This window comes from Clostridium uliginosum (assembly GCF_900112485.1).
In the GTDB taxonomy this organism is placed as follows: Bacteria; Bacillota; Clostridia; order Clostridiales; family Clostridiaceae; genus Clostridium; species Clostridium uliginosum.
In genome coordinates this window covers 1-16,876 of sequence record NZ_FOMG01000024.1, presented here as the reverse complement: position 1 = coordinate 16,876, position 16,876 = coordinate 1, and the positions used below count along the sequence as shown (strand labels likewise).

Annotated in this window: 15 protein-coding genes and 1 rRNA gene; 8 read left to right on the top strand and 8 right to left on the bottom strand. The window is 27.9% G+C overall.

Features of this window, described 5'->3' with window-relative positions:
• Positions 1-165: 165 nt before the first annotated feature.
• The 8 genes from rsmG to rpmH all read right to left on the bottom strand — a co-directional run bounded on the left by rsmG (position 166) and on the right by rpmH (position 6,782).
• Positions 166-885, bottom strand: a complete 720-nt coding sequence (gene rsmG / locus BM027_RS13685; RefSeq protein WP_090092978.1) for a 16S rRNA (guanine(527)-N(7))-methyltransferase RsmG — start codon at positions 883-885, stop codon at positions 166-168.
• An 18-nt stretch (positions 886-903) separates the two neighbouring features.
• A complete protein-coding gene (gene mnmG, locus BM027_RS13680) occupies positions 904-2,790 on the bottom strand; it encodes a tRNA uridine-5-carboxymethylaminomethyl(34) synthesis enzyme MnmG (protein WP_090092976.1) in 1,887 nt (628 codons plus the stop codon).
• A gap of 9 nt (positions 2,791-2,799) precedes the next feature.
• Positions 2,800-4,179, bottom strand: coding sequence for a tRNA uridine-5-carboxymethylaminomethyl(34) synthesis GTPase MnmE (gene mnmE, locus BM027_RS13675; RefSeq protein ID WP_090092973.1), 1,380 nt, complete (start codon positions 4,177-4,179; stop codon positions 2,800-2,802).
• A 380-nt stretch (positions 4,180-4,559) separates the two neighbouring features.
• Entirely contained in the window at positions 4,560-5,186 is a 627-nt protein-coding gene (jag, locus tag BM027_RS13670; RefSeq protein ID WP_090092971.1) for an RNA-binding cell elongation regulator Jag/EloR, read from the bottom strand.
• A 44-nt stretch (positions 5,187-5,230) separates the two neighbouring features.
• Positions 5,231-6,004 carry a membrane protein insertase YidC gene (locus BM027_RS13665; RefSeq protein ID WP_090092968.1) on the bottom strand — a complete coding sequence of 258 codons (774 nt, stop codon included), beginning with the start codon at positions 6,002-6,004 and terminating at the stop codon, positions 5,231-5,233.
• Between the two features lie 23 nt (positions 6,005-6,027).
• A complete protein-coding gene (gene yidD / locus BM027_RS13660) occupies positions 6,028-6,237 on the bottom strand; it encodes a membrane protein insertion efficiency factor YidD (protein WP_090093085.1) in 210 nt (69 codons plus the stop codon).
• Positions 6,209-6,586 carry a ribonuclease P protein component gene (gene rnpA, locus BM027_RS13655; RefSeq protein ID WP_090093088.1) on the bottom strand — a complete coding sequence of 126 codons (378 nt, stop codon included), beginning with the start codon at positions 6,584-6,586 and terminating at the stop codon, positions 6,209-6,211. The genes yidD and rnpA overlap by 29 nt, the downstream gene beginning before the upstream one ends.
• A gap of 61 nt (positions 6,587-6,647) precedes the next feature.
• Entirely contained in the window at positions 6,648-6,782 is a 135-nt protein-coding gene (gene rpmH / locus BM027_RS13650; RefSeq protein WP_090092966.1) for a 50S ribosomal protein L34, read from the bottom strand.
• Between the two features lie 537 nt (positions 6,783-7,319).
• On the opposite strand from rpmH, the gene dnaA reads away from it, so the two are divergent.
• The 8 genes from dnaA to BM027_RS13610 all read left to right on the top strand — a co-directional run.
• Entirely contained in the window at positions 7,320-8,663 is a 1,344-nt protein-coding gene (gene dnaA / locus BM027_RS13645; protein ID WP_090092964.1) for a chromosomal replication initiator protein DnaA, read from the top strand.
• Between the two features lie 261 nt (positions 8,664-8,924).
• Complete coding sequence (gene dnaN / locus BM027_RS13640) at positions 8,925-10,025, top strand: DNA polymerase III subunit beta (protein WP_090092961.1); 1,101 nt, start codon at positions 8,925-8,927, stop codon at positions 10,023-10,025.
• 37 nt (positions 10,026-10,062) lie between these two features.
• Positions 10,063-10,269: an RNA-binding S4 domain-containing protein gene (locus tag BM027_RS13635; protein WP_090092959.1), complete on the top strand. Its 207-nt coding sequence runs from the start codon at positions 10,063-10,065 to the stop codon at positions 10,267-10,269.
• Between the two features lie 69 nt (positions 10,270-10,338).
• The gene (recF, locus tag BM027_RS13630; RefSeq protein ID WP_090092957.1) at positions 10,339-11,424 is read left to right on the top strand and encodes a DNA replication/repair protein RecF; all 1,086 of its coding nucleotides are present in this window, start codon (positions 10,339-10,341) and stop codon (positions 11,422-11,424) included.
• 14 nt (positions 11,425-11,438) lie between these two features.
• A complete protein-coding gene (gene remB, locus BM027_RS13625; protein ID WP_090092953.1) occupies positions 11,439-11,699 on the top strand; it encodes an extracellular matrix regulator RemB in 261 nt (86 codons plus the stop codon).
• A 46-nt stretch (positions 11,700-11,745) separates the two neighbouring features.
• On the top strand, positions 11,746-13,653 hold the full coding sequence (gyrB, locus tag BM027_RS13620) for a DNA topoisomerase (ATP-hydrolyzing) subunit B (protein ID WP_090092947.1): 1,908 nt from the start codon (positions 11,746-11,748) through the stop codon (positions 13,651-13,653).
• A 22-nt stretch (positions 13,654-13,675) separates the two neighbouring features.
• Positions 13,676-16,222, top strand: coding sequence for a DNA gyrase subunit A (gene gyrA / locus BM027_RS13615; protein WP_090092945.1), 2,547 nt, complete (start codon positions 13,676-13,678; stop codon positions 16,220-16,222).
• A gap of 580 nt (positions 16,223-16,802) precedes the next feature.
• A 16S ribosomal RNA gene (locus tag BM027_RS13610) occupies positions 16,803-16,876 on the top strand; the annotation flags it as partial.

Below are 16,876 nucleotides of genomic sequence, written 5' to 3'. Positions count from 1 at the left end.
CCTCTATTTATATTATTAATTAATAATACAAATTAATTTAAAAACACCTATTTAAATACATATTTTTCTATTTATAGATGTTAATTTCCAATCAAATTATTTATTTCTTCTGCAATAACGCAATAAAATATAATTATACTATAAAAAGTACTTGTTAATATAAATTTATTTTAGTGGTTTCTTAGTAACAATTCCTGCTTTTCTAGGATATTTATTAGAAGATTTGTTAATCTTCTTTATAATAACTAAATTATGTCTTAATTCAGTATCTTCAATATTAACTTCACATATATCTACTAATTTGCCTCCAAGAAGTGAAATTGCTGTTTTACTTTCTTCTATTTCTTCATCTACGGATGGACCTTTTAATGCTATGAAATTGCCTCCAACCTTAACATATGGTAAACAAAATTCAGATAATACGCTCATATTAGCAACCGCTCTAGATGTTGCTATGTCAAAATTTTCTCTAAGATTATCTTGCCTTGCACCATCTTCTGCTCTCGAATGAATAGTTATTACATTTTTAAGCTTTAATTCTTTAACAACTGCATCTAAAAAGTTAACTCTTTTATTTAAAGAATCTAGTAATGTAACTTTTATATCATCTTTCATAATAGCTATTGGAATTCCTGGGAAACCAGCTCCTGTTCCAACATCTATTAATGTATTTGCACTCTTGAATTCGTCTCTTTTAAATGCTTTAATTGAATCAATAAAATGCTTTTTAATTATTTCTTCATCTTCAGTTATGGCAGTTAAATTTACTTTTTCATTCCATTCTTGAAGAAGATTCTTATAAATTATAAATTTTTCATATTGTTGCTTTGATAGTTCTAATCCAACATCTTGTGCTGCTTTAGCCATTAAATCATAAAATTCCATAGTTACCTCCAGTAAAAATTAATGTTGTTTATTATAATAATGTTCAAGATATATAAGTAACACAGAAATATCAGCTGGTGATACTCCTGAAATACGAGATGCTTGCCCTATACTTATAGGCTTAATATTATTTAACTTTTGTTCTGCTTCAGTTCTTAATCCCTTTACATTTATGTAATCAATATCTTTAGGTAGTAATTTCTTTTCAAACTTCTTGAATTGTGCAACTTGTTCAAGTTGATTAGTTATATATCCTTCATATTTTGCAATTATATTAATTTGTTCACCAATATCATCTGGTAATTTTTGTCTATCTGGATCTAAAGCTACTAAACTAAAATAATCTACCTCTGTTCTTTTTATCAATTCAAAGAAGCTAATAGGTTTTTTTAATTCAGATGAATTTAAAGATACTAATAATTCATTTACTTCTTTCTTATTAGTTATTTTTAAATTCTTTAACCTATCTAATTCACCTTCAATAGCATTTTTTCTTGTTAAGAATTTTTCATACCTATCTTCAGTTACTAATCCAATTTCATGACCTATATCTGTCAACCTAAAATCTGCATTATCTTGTCTTAATAACAGCCTATATTCAGCTCTTGAAGTCATCATTCTATAAGGTTCATTAGTTCCCTTAGTAACTAAATCATCTATAAGGACTCCAATATACGCATCAGAACGAGTTAAGATAAGCGGTTCCTTACCCTTTATTTTTAATCCTGCATTTATACCTGCTACTAATCCTTGAGCTGCAGCCTCTTCATATCCTGAACTACCATTAAATTGCCCAGCTCCATATAAGCCTTCAATGGCTTTAAATTCTAACGTTGGATTTAGTTCAGTAGGGTCAATTGAATCATATTCTATTGCATATGCTGTTCTCATCATCTCTACATTTTCTAATCCAGCTAATGTCCTAAGCATCTTAATTTGAACTTCCTCTGGTAAAGATGAAGACATTCCTCCTACATACATCTCTAATGTATCTAAACCTTCTGGTTCAATAAATATTTGATGTTGTTCTTTATCTGGAAATCTCATAACCTTATCTTCAACAGATGGACAATATCTAGGTCCTACACCTTTAATTGTTCCATTATATATAGGAGATCTATTTATATTTTGTCTAATTATATTATGAGTATTGTTGTTAGTATACGTTAAGTAACAAGATATTTGTTCTTTATCTATATTTTCACTCATAAATGAAAAAGGTACAATTTTATCATCACCTTTTTGTTCAATCATCTTTGAAAAATCAACAGATCTCTTATTAATTCTTGCTGGAGTACCAGTTTTAAACCTTCTTAAAGTAATTCCTAAATCTAATAATGATTGTGATAAATCATTAGCTGGGAATAAACCGTTAGGTCCACCGCTATAACTAACCTCTCCAATAATAATTTTTCCTTTTAAATATGTACCAGTTGCTAAAACGACAGCTTTACATTTGAATATAGCTCCATTTTTAGTAACTACTCCTGTAATATTTCCATCTTCAACCTTAACTTCTGTAACTTCAATTTGTCTTATTTGAAGGTTTTCCTGTTCTTCTAATACTTTTTTCATCCTAAATTGATAATCTTTTTTATCTGCTTGAGCTCTTAATGAATGAACTGCTGGTCCTTTAGAAGTATTTAGCATTCTTGATTGAATAAATGTATTATCAATATTTATTCCCATTTCTCCGCCTAAAGCGTCAATTTCTCTAACTAAATGTCCTTTTGCAGTTCCTCCTATATTAGGATTACAAGGCATCATTGCTATTGAGTCTAAATTTATAGTACAAATTAATGTACTTAATCCTAACCTTGCCGAAGCCAATGCAGCTTCACATCCAGCATGACCAGCTCCAATAACTACTATATCAAATTCCCCAGCTTCATAATTTAATTTCATATACCTTTCCTACTTTCCTACACAAAATTCACTAAAAATTTTATTTAATACATCTTCTTCTAATTCATCACCTGTTATTTCTCCTAAAGCTTTCATTGCTGCAGTTACATAAATTGAAATTAAATCAAGATATTCATTCGCATTAACTCTGTCTAATCCTATCGTACAGTTTTCTAATGCTCTGTATAGAGCCTGTTTATGCCTCACATTAGAAACAATCAAACTTTCACTATCAATTTCACCATTAAAAAATAAAGTTTTTATCTTTTCTTTTAATTTTTCAATTCCTTCTCCAGTCTTAGCTGAAATTTCAATTTGATTATCTAAATCAGTTAACATATCTTTTGATATTTTTTTATTTAAATCTATTTTATTTAATATTACTATATGATTTTTATTCTTTATTGTATTAATTACTTCCTTATCTTCATCTTCAATTTCCTGAGATGAATCAAGTATTAACACAATTAAATCTGCTTCTTCAATTTTTTCTCTTGATCTTTCTACACCTATCTTTTCAACAGTATCATTAGTTTCTCTAATTCCTGCTGTATCAGTTATTTTAATAGGTATTCCATCTATATTTAAGTACTCCTCAATTATATCTCTTGTAGTTCCAGGAATATCAGTTACAATTGCTCTTTTTTCTTTTAATAACATATTAAGTAAAGATGATTTTCCTACATTAGGTTTTCCTACAATAACCATATTCAGTCCATCTCTTATGATTTTTCCTTCATCAGCATTTTTCAATAAATCTTTTATCTTTGATATAGTCTTAGCAATTCCATCCTTCACTTTTATAACTAAGCTGTCATCTATCTCTTCATCATCTTCTGTAAAATCTATTCCGTATTCTATTAAAGCTAAAACATCTAATAGATATTTCCTTAAATCAGTTATTTGCTTTGAAAGAGCTCCACTGCTTTGCATCATTGCTGACTTCATAGATAAATCAGTCTTAGCTCTAATTATATCAATAACTGCTTCTGCTTGACTTAAATCAATTCTACCATTTAAAAATGCTCTTTTAGTAAATTCACCTGGTTCAGCTAGCCTTGCACCAGCTTTAACGACCTCATTTATTACACTATTAGTTGATATAACACCACCATGACAATTAATCTCTATTATATCTTCAGTTGTGTAACTATGTGGTCCTTTCATATAGCTTATAATGACTTCATCAATTTTATCTTTAGTTTCTTGTTCTATTATATTTCCATATTTCATAGTATAAGTCTTCATATCTTTAACATTTGTATTATTTTTTCCAATAAAAATTTTCGTTATTATATCTAAAGCTTTATTTCCAGAAATTCTAATAATAGAAATTCCGCCTTCTCCAATGGGTGTTGCTATGCCACAAATCGTATCAAACTCTTTCATTCTAAGATTCTCCTTATATAATTAATTTTGTAATTTATTTCTATTATTATAACCATTCAAAACAAATCTAAATAAATAATTGATAATTTATAATAATACTTTTTATAGATTTACTCGTTCAAAAAATTTATCTAAAACATTGAAAACACTATAACTTCTTATACTTTTAAGTTTTTATCAATATATCTTTTTATACTTTTTATCATATACAATATAATTTTAAAAAACAATTGTCAGGAAAATTTGTATATCTCTATCATTTATCTAATAATTAAATATTATAGTCTTGAAATAAATTTTACATAACAAAATTAAATTAGTCAAAGTATGATTTATTTATTTTTAAACTTAAAAAGAAAGCCAATTAAGGCTTTCTTTTATTAATTTCTTTTCAACTCAACAACTACTCTTCTGAAAGGTTCCTTACCTTCACTATACGTATCAACAAAGGTATTTTCTTGAAGAGTAGAATGAATAATTCTTCTCTCATAAGGATTCATTGGTTCTAACTTAAATGCCTTACCTGTTCTTTTTACTTTTATTGCAGTCTTTGCTGCAACTCTTTTAAGCGTTTCTTCTCTTTTTATTCTATAGTTTTCAGTATCTAATATAACTCTTTTATAAGAAGTATCATTATTTTTATTAACCATTAATGAAATTAGACATTGTAATGAATCTAAGGTTTCTCCCCTATATCCAATTATCAACCCCATCTTTTCTCCATACATATTAATACTAATAACATTATTCTCTTCTTTTATATCTATTTTAGCTTGTATATCCATATATCCAATAATTGTACTTATAAAGTTTCTTATATCTTCAATATAGTTACGTTTAAGAGTTACCTTCACTTTTGCTGGCTTAGACCCTATAAAGTTAAATAATCCCTTCGAGCCATGCTCTAAAACTTCAACTTCCACCATATCTTCACTTACATTTAGTTTAATTAAAGCTTTATTTAAGGCTTCTTCAACAGTCTTTCCTTCTAGCTCTATTGACTTCATCCCTAATTCACCACCTTAATATCCATAGCAAATCTTAAATAAATCTATTTCTTCTTTTTCTTTTTTGTACTAGCTAAATTTTTAGGTGATTCAACATCCATAACAAAACTGTTATCTGCAACTTCACCATTAACTATCTGTGAATTTGCTAGTTCTAATTTTTTCTTTACAGGTCTATAATTTAAGTAATATGTTTGTACTGTTTGAATAACATTTCCGATTATCCAATATAAAACTAATATTGACTTAAAGTTTAATGACATAAAACCCATCATTCCTGCCATAACTAAACTCATAGTTCCCATATTCATAGGTGAACTATCTGCTGGTGTTGATTTACTCATCAAATAAGATGGTAGATATGTTGACACCGCAGCTAAAATAGGTAATATATATACTGTATCTTTACCACCTAAGTCCTTAATCCATAAAAATGACACTCCATTCATACCATCTATTCTATAGAATACATAATATAATGCCATTAATATTGGTAATGGTAATAAAGAAGGTAAACATCCTCCAGTTACACTAACATTTCTTTCTTTATAAAGCTTCATCATCTCTGCATTTAACATTTCAGAATTACCTTTATACTTCTCTTGAAGTTTTTTAACCTCTGGTTGAACTTCTTGCATTCTTTGAGTTGACTTTGCTGCTTTAATGTTAAATGGCAAGATAAGTACTCTAATAATCAATGTAAATACAAGTATAGCTAATACATAAGATAATCCTTTATCCTGAACTCCTATATTAACTATAAAAGTGTGTAAAGAATTAAATATATCAGCCATAAATCCAATTATTTTTTCAAACATTAAAATCTATACCTCCTAATATGTTACTTTACGGGATCATACCCACCTTTACAAAAAGGATTACACCTTAATATTCTATAAATTGCCATTATGCTACCCTTGATGGTACCATACTTATCTATAGAATCTAAAGCATACTGTGAGCAAGTTGGCGTAAATCTACAACATGGATTTCTCCGAGGTGAAATAGATCTTCTATAAAATTTAATTAGACTTATTAAGAATTTTTTCATCATTACATAAGCCTGCCTTTTTAATTAAATTCTTCATCGCCTTTTCAGTTTCAAAGTAATTTTTATTTTTCATGGGGTTTCTTGCTATAAAAATACAATCATACCCCTTTATTATATTATCATAATTTAATCTAAAACTTTCAGTTATTAATCTTTTACATTTGCTTCTAACAACACTATTACCAACTTTTTTACTTACAGAAATACCTACTTTATTATATACTATGCCATCTTTATCCTTATTTTTTTTGTTCTTTAACATATACATTACTAAGGTATTATTTGCAAATGACTTTCCTCTTTTATATACAATTATAAACTCTATATTTTTTTTCAATCTATAAATCATAGGTATTTCCATTACTCCTTTTTTCCTGCATTTGCAGAAAAAAGGCCACTTAATGCGGCCCTTATGCTGTTAATTTTTTTCTTCCTTTTTGTCTTCTTTTTCTAAGAATGTTTCTTCCTGATTGAGTGCTCATTCTTTTTCTGAAGCCATGCTCCCTTTTTCTTTGTTTCTTTTTTGGTTGATAAGTCATGAACATTTAACTGCACCCCCTTAAATTTATTATTTATAGTAAAAACTATACTTTCTGTGATTTTAAATTTTACTTTTCTATTATATATATATCCTAATTTTATGTCAAGACAATACTAAATGTTGATAAATAGATTTTTATAGATATATTTTTGTGGATAACTTCTTGAATATGCACAATTACTTATGTTATTATAAATACTGTAACTGTGTATAACTTAATTTTAATTGTTTTTATCCACAGCTGTGGATAAATATGTGCATAACTTGTTCATTTTTCATATTTATATGATTCTATCACATTATATTTTGCTTATTTTATCTCAAATTATGCACTTTTAATAATATTCTTATACATAATTTTATTATTGTTGATAACTATCTGTATAGATATTTTTTTAAATAACTTATTAACATGTGTATAACTTTATGCTCTTAGTCAACAATTAAAACATACTACATATTATATTGTTGATATCTATGTTAATAATCTATATATTACAACCCAAAAATTTTTTCTTAAAATAATATTGGAGGATTAAAAATGGATGCTGACCTTAAACAATTATGGGGAAAAACCCTAAATATTATAAAAAGTGAAATGAGTGAAGTCAGCTTTAATACTTGGATCAAGAGCTGTGAACCAATCTCTATATCTGATAAAAGCATAAAAATAAGTGTTCCTAACTCTTTTACTCAAGATATTTTAGATAAAAGATATAAAAGCCTAGTTGCTAATTCTATAGAAGCTGTTTGCTCAAAATTATATGAAATCGAATTTTTTATAGCATCAGATAATGATATTGATGATAAAACTCAAAATAATAAAATAAAAAAAAATATCATTGTTAATGATGAAATGTCTTCTACTTTAAATCCTAAATATACTTTTAATTCATTTGTAATAGGTAATAGTAATAGATTTGCTCATGCTGCATCCTTAGCTGTTGCTGAGTCCCCAGCTAAAGCTTATAATCCTTTGTTTATTTATGGAGGAGTAGGACTTGGAAAGACTCATTTAATGCATGCAATTGGCCATTATATCCTACAAAACAATATAAATGCTAAAGTAGTTTATGTGTCATCAGAAAAATTTACAAATGAATTAATTAATGCTATTAAAGATGATAAAAATGAAGAGTTTAGAAATAAATATAGAAATGTAGATGTTTTGCTTATAGATGATATACAATTCATAGCTGGTAAAGAACGTACTCAAGAAGAATTCTTTCATACATTTAATGAATTGCATGATGCTAATAAACAAATAATATTATCATCTGACCGTCCACCAAAAGAAATTCCAACATTAGAAGATAGATTAAGATCTAGATTTGAATGGGGGTTAATTGCTGACATCCAAGTTCCAGATTTTGAAACTAGAATGGCTATTCTTAAGAAAAAAGCTGATGTAGAAAACTTAAATGTTGCAAATGAAGTTATGGGATATATAGCAACAAAAATTAAATCTAATATTAGAGAATTAGAAGGCGCTTTAATAAGAATAATAGCGTATTCATCATTAACTAATAGAGAAGTTACTGTTGATCTAGCTTCCGAAGCTCTTAAAGATATAATATCTAAAAAACAAGGAAAACATGTAACTATTGATTCTATTCAAGATATAGTTGCTAATTATTTTAATTTAAAAGTAGAAGAGTTAAAATCTCAAAGAAGAACAAGAAATGTTGCCTATCCAAGACAAATAGCTATGTATTTAACTAGAAAGTTAACTGATATGTCTCTACCTAAAATTGGAGAAGAATTTGGAGGGAGAGACCATACTACTGTAATACATGCTTATGAAAAAATTTCTGAAAACCTAAAGAGCGATGAGAGCTTGCAGCATACTGTTGCTGATATAACAAAAAAGGTAACTCAAAACTAATTAACATATTTACATAATAACTATTGAATAACTTGTGGATAACATCATTATATTGAAATTATATCAAAAGCTGTGGATAAGATGAGCAATTTGTTACCGACTTATCCACAATCTTTTTGCATAAAAATATGTTGATATCACTGCATTACACTGGGTTATCAACAAATTCACACTCCCTACTACTACTATTACTATATATTTATATATCTATCTATCCTAATTAAGCCTTTAAAGACATGTTAATAACAAGGAGGAACTTATATGATTTTTATATGTGAAAAACATAAATTACTAGAAGGTATTTCAATAGCTCAAAAAGCTATTACTGGAAAATCAACTATGCAAATTTTAGAGGGTATCTACATAAATGCTACTAAAAGTGGTTTAACACTAATTGGTTCAGATATGGATATTAGTATACAAACAACAGTAAAAGCAGATGTTATAGAAAATGGTGAAATAGTTATTGATGCAAAAATATTTGGAGAAATAATTAGAAAGTTTCCTAATTCAAATATAAAGATAGAAACAACTGAAGATGGCTTAATACAGATTACTTGTGAGAGATCAGTATTTAATATTGTGTATATGAATGCAAATGAATATCCATCAATTCCAGATATAGATGAAAATTTAAAAATAGAAGTAAATGAAAGTATACTTAGAAATATGATTAAAGGTACGTCTTTTGCAATCGCTCAAGATGAAACTAGACCAATACTTCAAGGAATACTATTTAAAGTTAAAAATAAAAATTTGAATTTAGTGTCATTAGATGGATATAGATTAGCTATAAGAAGTGAATTTCTAGATACCGATATTGATATCGAAGTCGTTATCCCTGGAAGAACTTTAGTTGAAGTATCTAAAATTTTAGAAGATAATGATAAAAGTGTATATATAACATTTACTAATAATCATATATTATTTAATTTAGAAAACACTAAAATAATATCTAGATTATTAGATGGAAAATTTGTAAATTATAATTCACTATTACCACAAGAACATAAATTACTAGTTACTATAAATAGACAAGAATTACAAAATGGTATAGAAAGAGCATCTTTAATGGCTAAGGATGGAAATACTAATTTGATAAAATTAGATGTTCAAGATGATGCTTTAATAATCACATCTAATTCTCAATTGGGAAAAGTCAGGGAAGAAGTTGCAATGAAATTGCAAGGTGACGAAATTCAAATTGCATTTAATTCAAGATATTTATTAGACGTTTTAAAAAATATGGAAGACGATGAAATTGTTATGGAAATGACATCAGGAATAAGTCCATGTGTAATTAAAGAAAAAGATAGTGAGAGTTCAAAATATTTAGTATTACCAGTAAGATTAATGAGATAGGAGGAAATAAATATTTTAGAATATTTATACATTAAAAATGAATAAAGTTAAGATTAATACTGAAATTATAAAATTAGATGCATTTTTAAAGTGGAGTGGAATAGCTTCATTAGGATCAGAAGCTAAAATATATATACAAGAAGGTTTAATAAAAATTAATGGAGAGATATGTCTTCAAAGAGGTAAAAAATTAAAAATTGGTGATGTTATAGAATTTGAAAATGAAGAATTTGAAATAATATAGATATTTAATTTGTGTAATAAACAAGCGGTTACTTTTTTATTATGCTATAATTAATATAGGTGTATTTTTATGTATATTAAAACGATAATGTTAGCTAATTATAGAAATTATAAACAATTACAAATAAATTTGGGTCAAAACGTTAATGTGTTTATAGGTGATAATGCTCAAGGCAAAACAAATATCCTAGAAGCTATTTATTATTGCGCATTTTCTAAATCTCATAGAACTTCAAGAGATAAGGATTTGATAAATTGGAATAATAATGAGGCTTATATAAGTTTGTTTGTAGGGAAAATGAGATTAGATAAAAAAATAGATATAAAAATATTGAGAGATGGAAAAAAAGCTATAAAAGTAAATTCTATAAAAATAAATAAGATAGATGAACTTTTTGGAACATTCAATGTGGTTATGTTTTCACCGGAGGATTTAAAAATTATAAAAGAATCTCCAGGTATAAGAAGAAAATTTTTAGATATGGAATTATGCCAAATAAATAAAAAATATTATTTTAACTTAGTTCAATATAATAAAACATTGAATGAAAGAAATATTCTTTTAAGGTCAAGAAACTTTAATGAGGATATGTTGGAAGTATATAATTTACAATTATCACAATATGCTGATTATATTATCCAAGAAAGGTTAAAATATATAGATAAGATAAATTTTTATGGAAATAAAATCCATGATGAAATAACTTCCGGAAAAGAAAAAATAAGTTTCAAATATGATTCTATAATTAAATTTACAAATAATTTTAGAGATAACTTCTTAGAAAAACTAAGGGATAATATTTCAAGAGACAGAGAAAAAGGATTAACTTCAATAGGACCGCATAGAGATGATTTTAATGTGTTTATAAATAATGTTGATGTTAAAAAATTTGGATCACAGGGACAACAGAGGACTGCAGTTTTAACTATGAAATTTTCTTCTCTTAAGATTATTAAAGAAACAACAGGGGAATATCCTGTTTTATTATTAGATGATGTTCTTTCTGAGCTTGATATAAATAGAAAAAGATATGTATTAGGTACTCTTAACAACATACAAACAATAATAACATGTACTGGAATTAACGATTTGAAGGATTATTTAGACGAGAATTCTAATATTTTTGAAGTATATGATGGAGAAATCTTAAATTAAAGGAGGCATATTTAGTGTTTTTGCATTTAGGAGAAAATGTTGTGGTCCCTATAAAAGATATTATTGGAATATTTGATTTAGAAAATACAATGTATAGCTCTGATACTATACAATTTTTAAGAATGGCAGAAGAAGATGGATTTGTAGAAAAAATAACGAATGAAAAGCCAAAATCATTTGTTATTGCAGAAGTTAATAATATGAGTAAAATATATATTTCACCAATATCATCAGCTACATTAACTAAAAGAACTCATATAGAATATAATTCTTAAAATAATATTGATTTTAAATATTTATTAAATTTAGGAGGAGTCTGTTTTGGAACAAAATAATCAAAGATATGATGAAGATCAGATTCAAGTACTTGAGGGGTTAGAGGCAGTTAGAAAAAGGCCAGGTATGTACATAGGTAGTACCAGTTCAAGAGGACTTCATCATCTTGTATATGAAATAGTTGATAATAGTATAGATGAGGCCTTAGCTGGATACTGTAATAATATAGAAGTTACTATTAACGAAGACAATTCTATTACAGAATGTGATGACGGAAGAGGTATGCCTGTTGGTATGCATCCTAAAATGCATAAATCTACAGTAGAAGTTATTATGACTATATTACATGCAGGTGGTAAGTTTGGTGGGGGAGGATACAAAGTATCTGGTGGATTACATGGCGTTGGTGCATCTGTAGTTAATGCTCTCTCAGAAAAGTGTGTTGTTACAATAAAAAGAGATGGGTATATATGGGAACAAGAATATTCGCGTGGTAAAGCTGTTGCAGACATTTCAAAAATAGGTGAGACAACTGAGACTGGTACTGAAGTATATTTTAAGCCTGATGAAGAAATATTTGAAGAAATTATATTTGATTTTGAAATATTATCTCAAAGGTTAAGAGAGCTAGCATTTTTGAACAAAGGAATTAATATCAAGTTAATTGATAAGAGAAATGATAAAGAAGAAAATTATCACTATGAAGGTGGAATTAAATCTTTTGTAGCCTATTTGAATAGAAATAAGGCAGTATTACATGAAGAACCTATATATGTAGAAGGATTAAAGGACGGAATTTTAGTTGAAGTAGCTTTACAATATAACGATGGATATACTGAGAACTTATTCTCCTTTGCAAATAATATAGATACTATTGAAGGTGGAACTCATTTAGCTGGATTTAAAACAGCATTAACAAGAGCTTTCAATGATTATGTAAAACGATATGGATTCCTTAAGGATAATGATAAAAACCTTTCTGGAGATGATATAAGAGAAGGCCTTACTGCAGTAGTTTCTGTTAAAATTGAGGAACCACAATTCGAAGGGCAAACAAAAACTAAACTAGGAAATAGTGAAGTTAAAGGTATTGTTGATTCTATTGTTAGCGAATCAGTAGGAGCATTCTTAGAAGAAAATCCTAATATCGGTAAAATAATTGTAGATAAGGCATTAATGGCCGCTAGAGCTAGGGATGCTGCTAGAAAAGCGAGGGAACTTACTAGAAAATCTATATTAGAAAGAACGACATTGCCAGGGAAATTATCAGATTGTTCATCGAAAGATCCTAGAGAATGCGAAATATATATAGTCGAAGGAGATTCGGCGGGTGGATCAGCTAAGCAAGGAAGAAATAGAAAGTTTCAAGCTATTTTACCATTAAGAGGTAAAATAATGAATGTTGAAAAGCAAAGGTTAGATAAAATATTAAATTCAGATACTATAAGATCTATGATTACTGCATTTGGTGCTGGTATTGGAAAAGATTTTGATGTTGAAAAAATTAGATATAATAGAATTATAATTATGACAGATGCTGATGTAGATGGAGCACATATAAGAACATTATTATTAACATTCTTTTATAGATATATGAGAGAGCTAGTCGATCAAGGGCATGTATATATTGCTCAACCACCTTTATTTAAAGTAAGTAAAGGTAAAAAGGAAATGTATGCTTATTCCGATAAGGAATTAGATCAAGCGTTACAAGAAATTGGTGGCAAAGATAATTCAGTAGATATACAAAGATATAAAGGTCTTGGAGAAATGAATGCTAATCAATTATGGGAAACAACTATGGATCCAGAAAAAAGAATTTTATTAAAGGCTAATGTAGAAGATGCTATGGCTGCAGATGAGATATTTACAATACTTATGGGCGAAAAGGTTGAACCAAGAAGAGAATTTATAGAAAAAAATGCTAAAAATGTTGTTAATTTAGATATTTAGTACTGAATATGAGGTGAAGTACATGGAATTCAATGAGGGAAAAATTATACCTGTAGATATAAAAAACGAAATGAAAAAATGTTATATAGACTATGCCATGAGTGTTATAGTAGGTCGTGCATTACCAGATGTTAGAGATGGATTAAAGCCTGTACATAGAAGAATACTATATTCTATGCAAGTATTAGGTTTATCACCAGAAAAAGGATACAGAAAGTGTGCTAGAATAGTTGGAGATGTTTTAGGTAAGTATCATCCACATGGAGATTCTTCTGTTTATGATGCATTAGTTAGAATGGCGCAAGATTTTTCAATGAGATATATGCTAGTCGATGGACATGGTAACTTTGGATCTGTTGATGGTGACAGTGCAGCTGCAATGAGATATACAGAGGCTAAAATGAATAAAATAGCTGTAGAAATGCTGAGAGATATAAATAAAGATACAGTTAATTTTATGCCTAATTTTGATGGTGAAGAACAAGAACCAACAGTATTACCATCTAGATTTCCCAATTTATTAGTTAATGGTTCATCTGGTATTGCAGTTGGAATGGCAACTAATATACCACCACATAACTTAGGTGAAGTAATAGATGGAACTATAATGCTTATAGATAATCCAGAAGCAACAATATTAGAACTTATGACTATAATCAAAGGACCAGATTTTCCAACAGGTGCTACAATAATGGGTAAAGCAGGAATAAGAGCAGCTTATGAAACTGGAAGAGGAAAAATTGTAGTTAGAGCTAAATCTGAAATTGAAGAGGAGAATGGAAGACATAAAATAATAGTTAGTGAAATTCCATATCAAGTAAATAAAGCAAGACTTATAGAAAATATTGCTGATTTAGTAAAAGATAAAAAAATTACTGGTATATCTGATTTAAGAGACGAATCAGATAGAGACGGTATGAGAATAGTAATTGAATTAAAAAGGGATTCTAATCCTAGCATAGTATTAAATTTATTATATAAACATACAAAATTACAAGATACCTTTGGTGTTATTATGTTAGCGTTAGTAAACAATGAAACTAAGGTGTTAAATTTAAAACAAGTATTAACTCATTATATAGATTTCCAAAAGGAAGTCATAACAAGAAGAACTGTTTTTGAATTAAATAAAGCTGAAGCAAGAGCACATATATTAGAAGGTCTAAGAATTGCCCTTGATAATATAGATAGAGTTATAAGTATAATTAGAAGTTCACCTACAAGTGAAATTGCTAAGAACTTATTGATAGAGGAATTTAGTCTTTCAGAGAAACAATGTCAAGCTATATTAGAAATGAAGTTAAGAAGATTAACAGGATTAGAACGAGGAAAGATTGAAGAAGAATATGCAGAGTTAATGAAACAAATGGAATATTTAAAATCTATATTAGCTAGTGAAGAAAAATTATTAGGAGTTATAAAAGATGAACTCTTAGAAATAAAAGCTAAATATGGAGATGAGAGAAGAAGTGATATTGAGAAGGTTGTTAATGAAATAGATATCGAAGATCTTATCCAAGAAGAAGATGTTGTTATTACATTAACTAAGTCGGGATATATCAAGAGAATTTCATCAGATGCTTATTCAGCACAAAGAAGAGGCGGCAGAGGAATACAAGCAATGTCTACCAAAGATGATGATTTTGTTGATCATATAATGATAACTTCTACTCACTCTGATGTATTATTCTTTACTAACAGGGGAAGAGTTTATAAATTAAGAGCATATGAAATACCTGATGCAGGAAGACAGGCAAAAGGTACTAATCTTATTAATTTAATAGCTATTGAGCCTAATGAAAAGATACAAACTGTATTAACAGTAACAGATAAGCGTAAAGAAGGATTTTTATTTATGGGTACGAAGCAAGGTATTGTAAAAAAGACTCCTTTAAGCGAATTTAAGAATTTAAGGAAAAATGGATTAATATCAATTAACTTAAGAGATGGTGATGAATTATTAAAAGTTAAAATAACTTATGGTGATGCTAATATTATGGTAGTAACTCAAAATGGTTATGCTGTAAGATTTAATGAAAAAAATGTTAGAGCCATGGGAAGAACAGCATCAGGGGTTAAAGCTATTAATTTAAAACATGATGATATAGCTGTATGTATGGATATTGCAGTTGATGACGAAGAACTATTAGTAATTAGTGAAAATGGGTTTGGAAAAAGAACTCCAGTTAGTGAATATAAAATTCAAAATAGAGGTGGAGTAGGTTTAATAACATATAAAATCAGTGAAAAAACAGGTAAATTAGTTGCAGCTACAATTTGCAAAGTTGACGACGAGTTAATGCTTATAAATACAAATGGTGTAGCAATTAGAATAAATGTATCTGATATTTCTATTACAAGCAGGTCTGCAATGGGTGTAACCTTAATGAGGACTAATGACGAAGAAAAAGTAGTAGCAATAGCTAAAATATTAAGTAGTGATATATCGATAGAAGACGATGATAAAATAGATGAATCAGATAATAGTATCGATAATGGATCAGATAATAGTATAGAAAGATTAATAAACAAAGCAACTAATGATACGGATGATGAGTCAGAAGAATAAACTAATAGGTTTATTTAAATACTAAAAGTAATATTAATTAATATGAGAACTATGAAGTAGATGTATAATTTATTTCATAGTTCTTTTTTTAACTCTAATTTAAAGTAATTATAGGTATATGTTATAAATAAATGTTACAAAATCAGTATTATAATCATTATTTAATACGTACAGACACAAAAAAACACGTAATATGTTCCTAGTGTGTCTATATAAGAATAATTAAGAATAATTAAGTATTTATAAGTAAATACAATTTATTTAATTATATTGTTGATATAATTGTAATGATTATTATATTATGTATGGTAAGATAAAACACGTCGCTAAGAGATGTACACAACAAGATGAGCTAAGAAAAACATCTGGAAAGAAAGTTTGAAAGCTTAAAAAAACTTGTTGACAATATCTAAACCAAGTGATATACTAAGGAAGTCGCTTGAGGGTGACAAGTTAAAACAAAAGCCGACAACGTAATGTTGAAAGCGAAAGAATATGGTCTTTGAAAATTGAACAGAATATAGATAAATACATTTAAGTAAACCAGCAATTCTTTTTAGAGTAAGCTAAGATTAAACTTTTTAATGAGAGTTTGATCCTGGCTCAGGACGAACGCTGGCGGCGTGCCTAACACATGCAAGTCGAGCGATGAAG

Coding starts and splice junctions, on each gene's coding strand:
- recF (WP_090092957.1), top strand. CDS start 10,339: ATGTATATTAAAACGATAATGTTAGCTAATTATAGAAATTATAAACAA.
- gyrA (WP_090092945.1), top strand. CDS start 13,676: ATGGAATTCAATGAGGGAAAAATTATACCTGTAGATATAAAAAACGAA.
- mnmE (WP_090092973.1), bottom strand. CDS start 4,179: ATGAAAGAGTTTGATACGATTTGTGGCATAGCAACACCCATTGGAGAA.
- BM027_RS13665 (WP_090092968.1), bottom strand. CDS start 6,004: ATGTTTGAAAAAATAATTGGATTTATGGCTGATATATTTAATTCTTTA.
- dnaN (WP_090092961.1), top strand. CDS start 8,925: ATGATTTTTATATGTGAAAAACATAAATTACTAGAAGGTATTTCAATA.
- BM027_RS13635 (WP_090092959.1), top strand. CDS start 10,063: ATGAATAAAGTTAAGATTAATACTGAAATTATAAAATTAGATGCATTT.
- yidD (WP_090093085.1), bottom strand. CDS start 6,237: ATGAAAAAATTCTTAATAAGTCTAATTAAATTTTATAGAAGATCTATT.
- jag (WP_090092971.1), bottom strand. CDS start 5,186: ATGAAGTCAATAGAGCTAGAAGGAAAGACTGTTGAAGAAGCCTTAAAT.
- rnpA (WP_090093088.1), bottom strand. CDS start 6,586: ATGATTTATAGATTGAAAAAAAATATAGAGTTTATAATTGTATATAAA.
- rpmH (WP_090092966.1), bottom strand. CDS start 6,782: ATGTTCATGACTTATCAACCAAAAAAGAAACAAAGAAAAAGGGAGCAT.
- mnmG (WP_090092976.1), bottom strand. CDS start 2,790: ATGAAATTAAATTATGAAGCTGGGGAATTTGATATAGTAGTTATTGGA.
- dnaA (WP_090092964.1), top strand. CDS start 7,320: ATGGATGCTGACCTTAAACAATTATGGGGAAAAACCCTAAATATTATA.
- rsmG (WP_090092978.1), bottom strand. CDS start 885: ATGGAATTTTATGATTTAATGGCTAAAGCAGCACAAGATGTTGGATTA.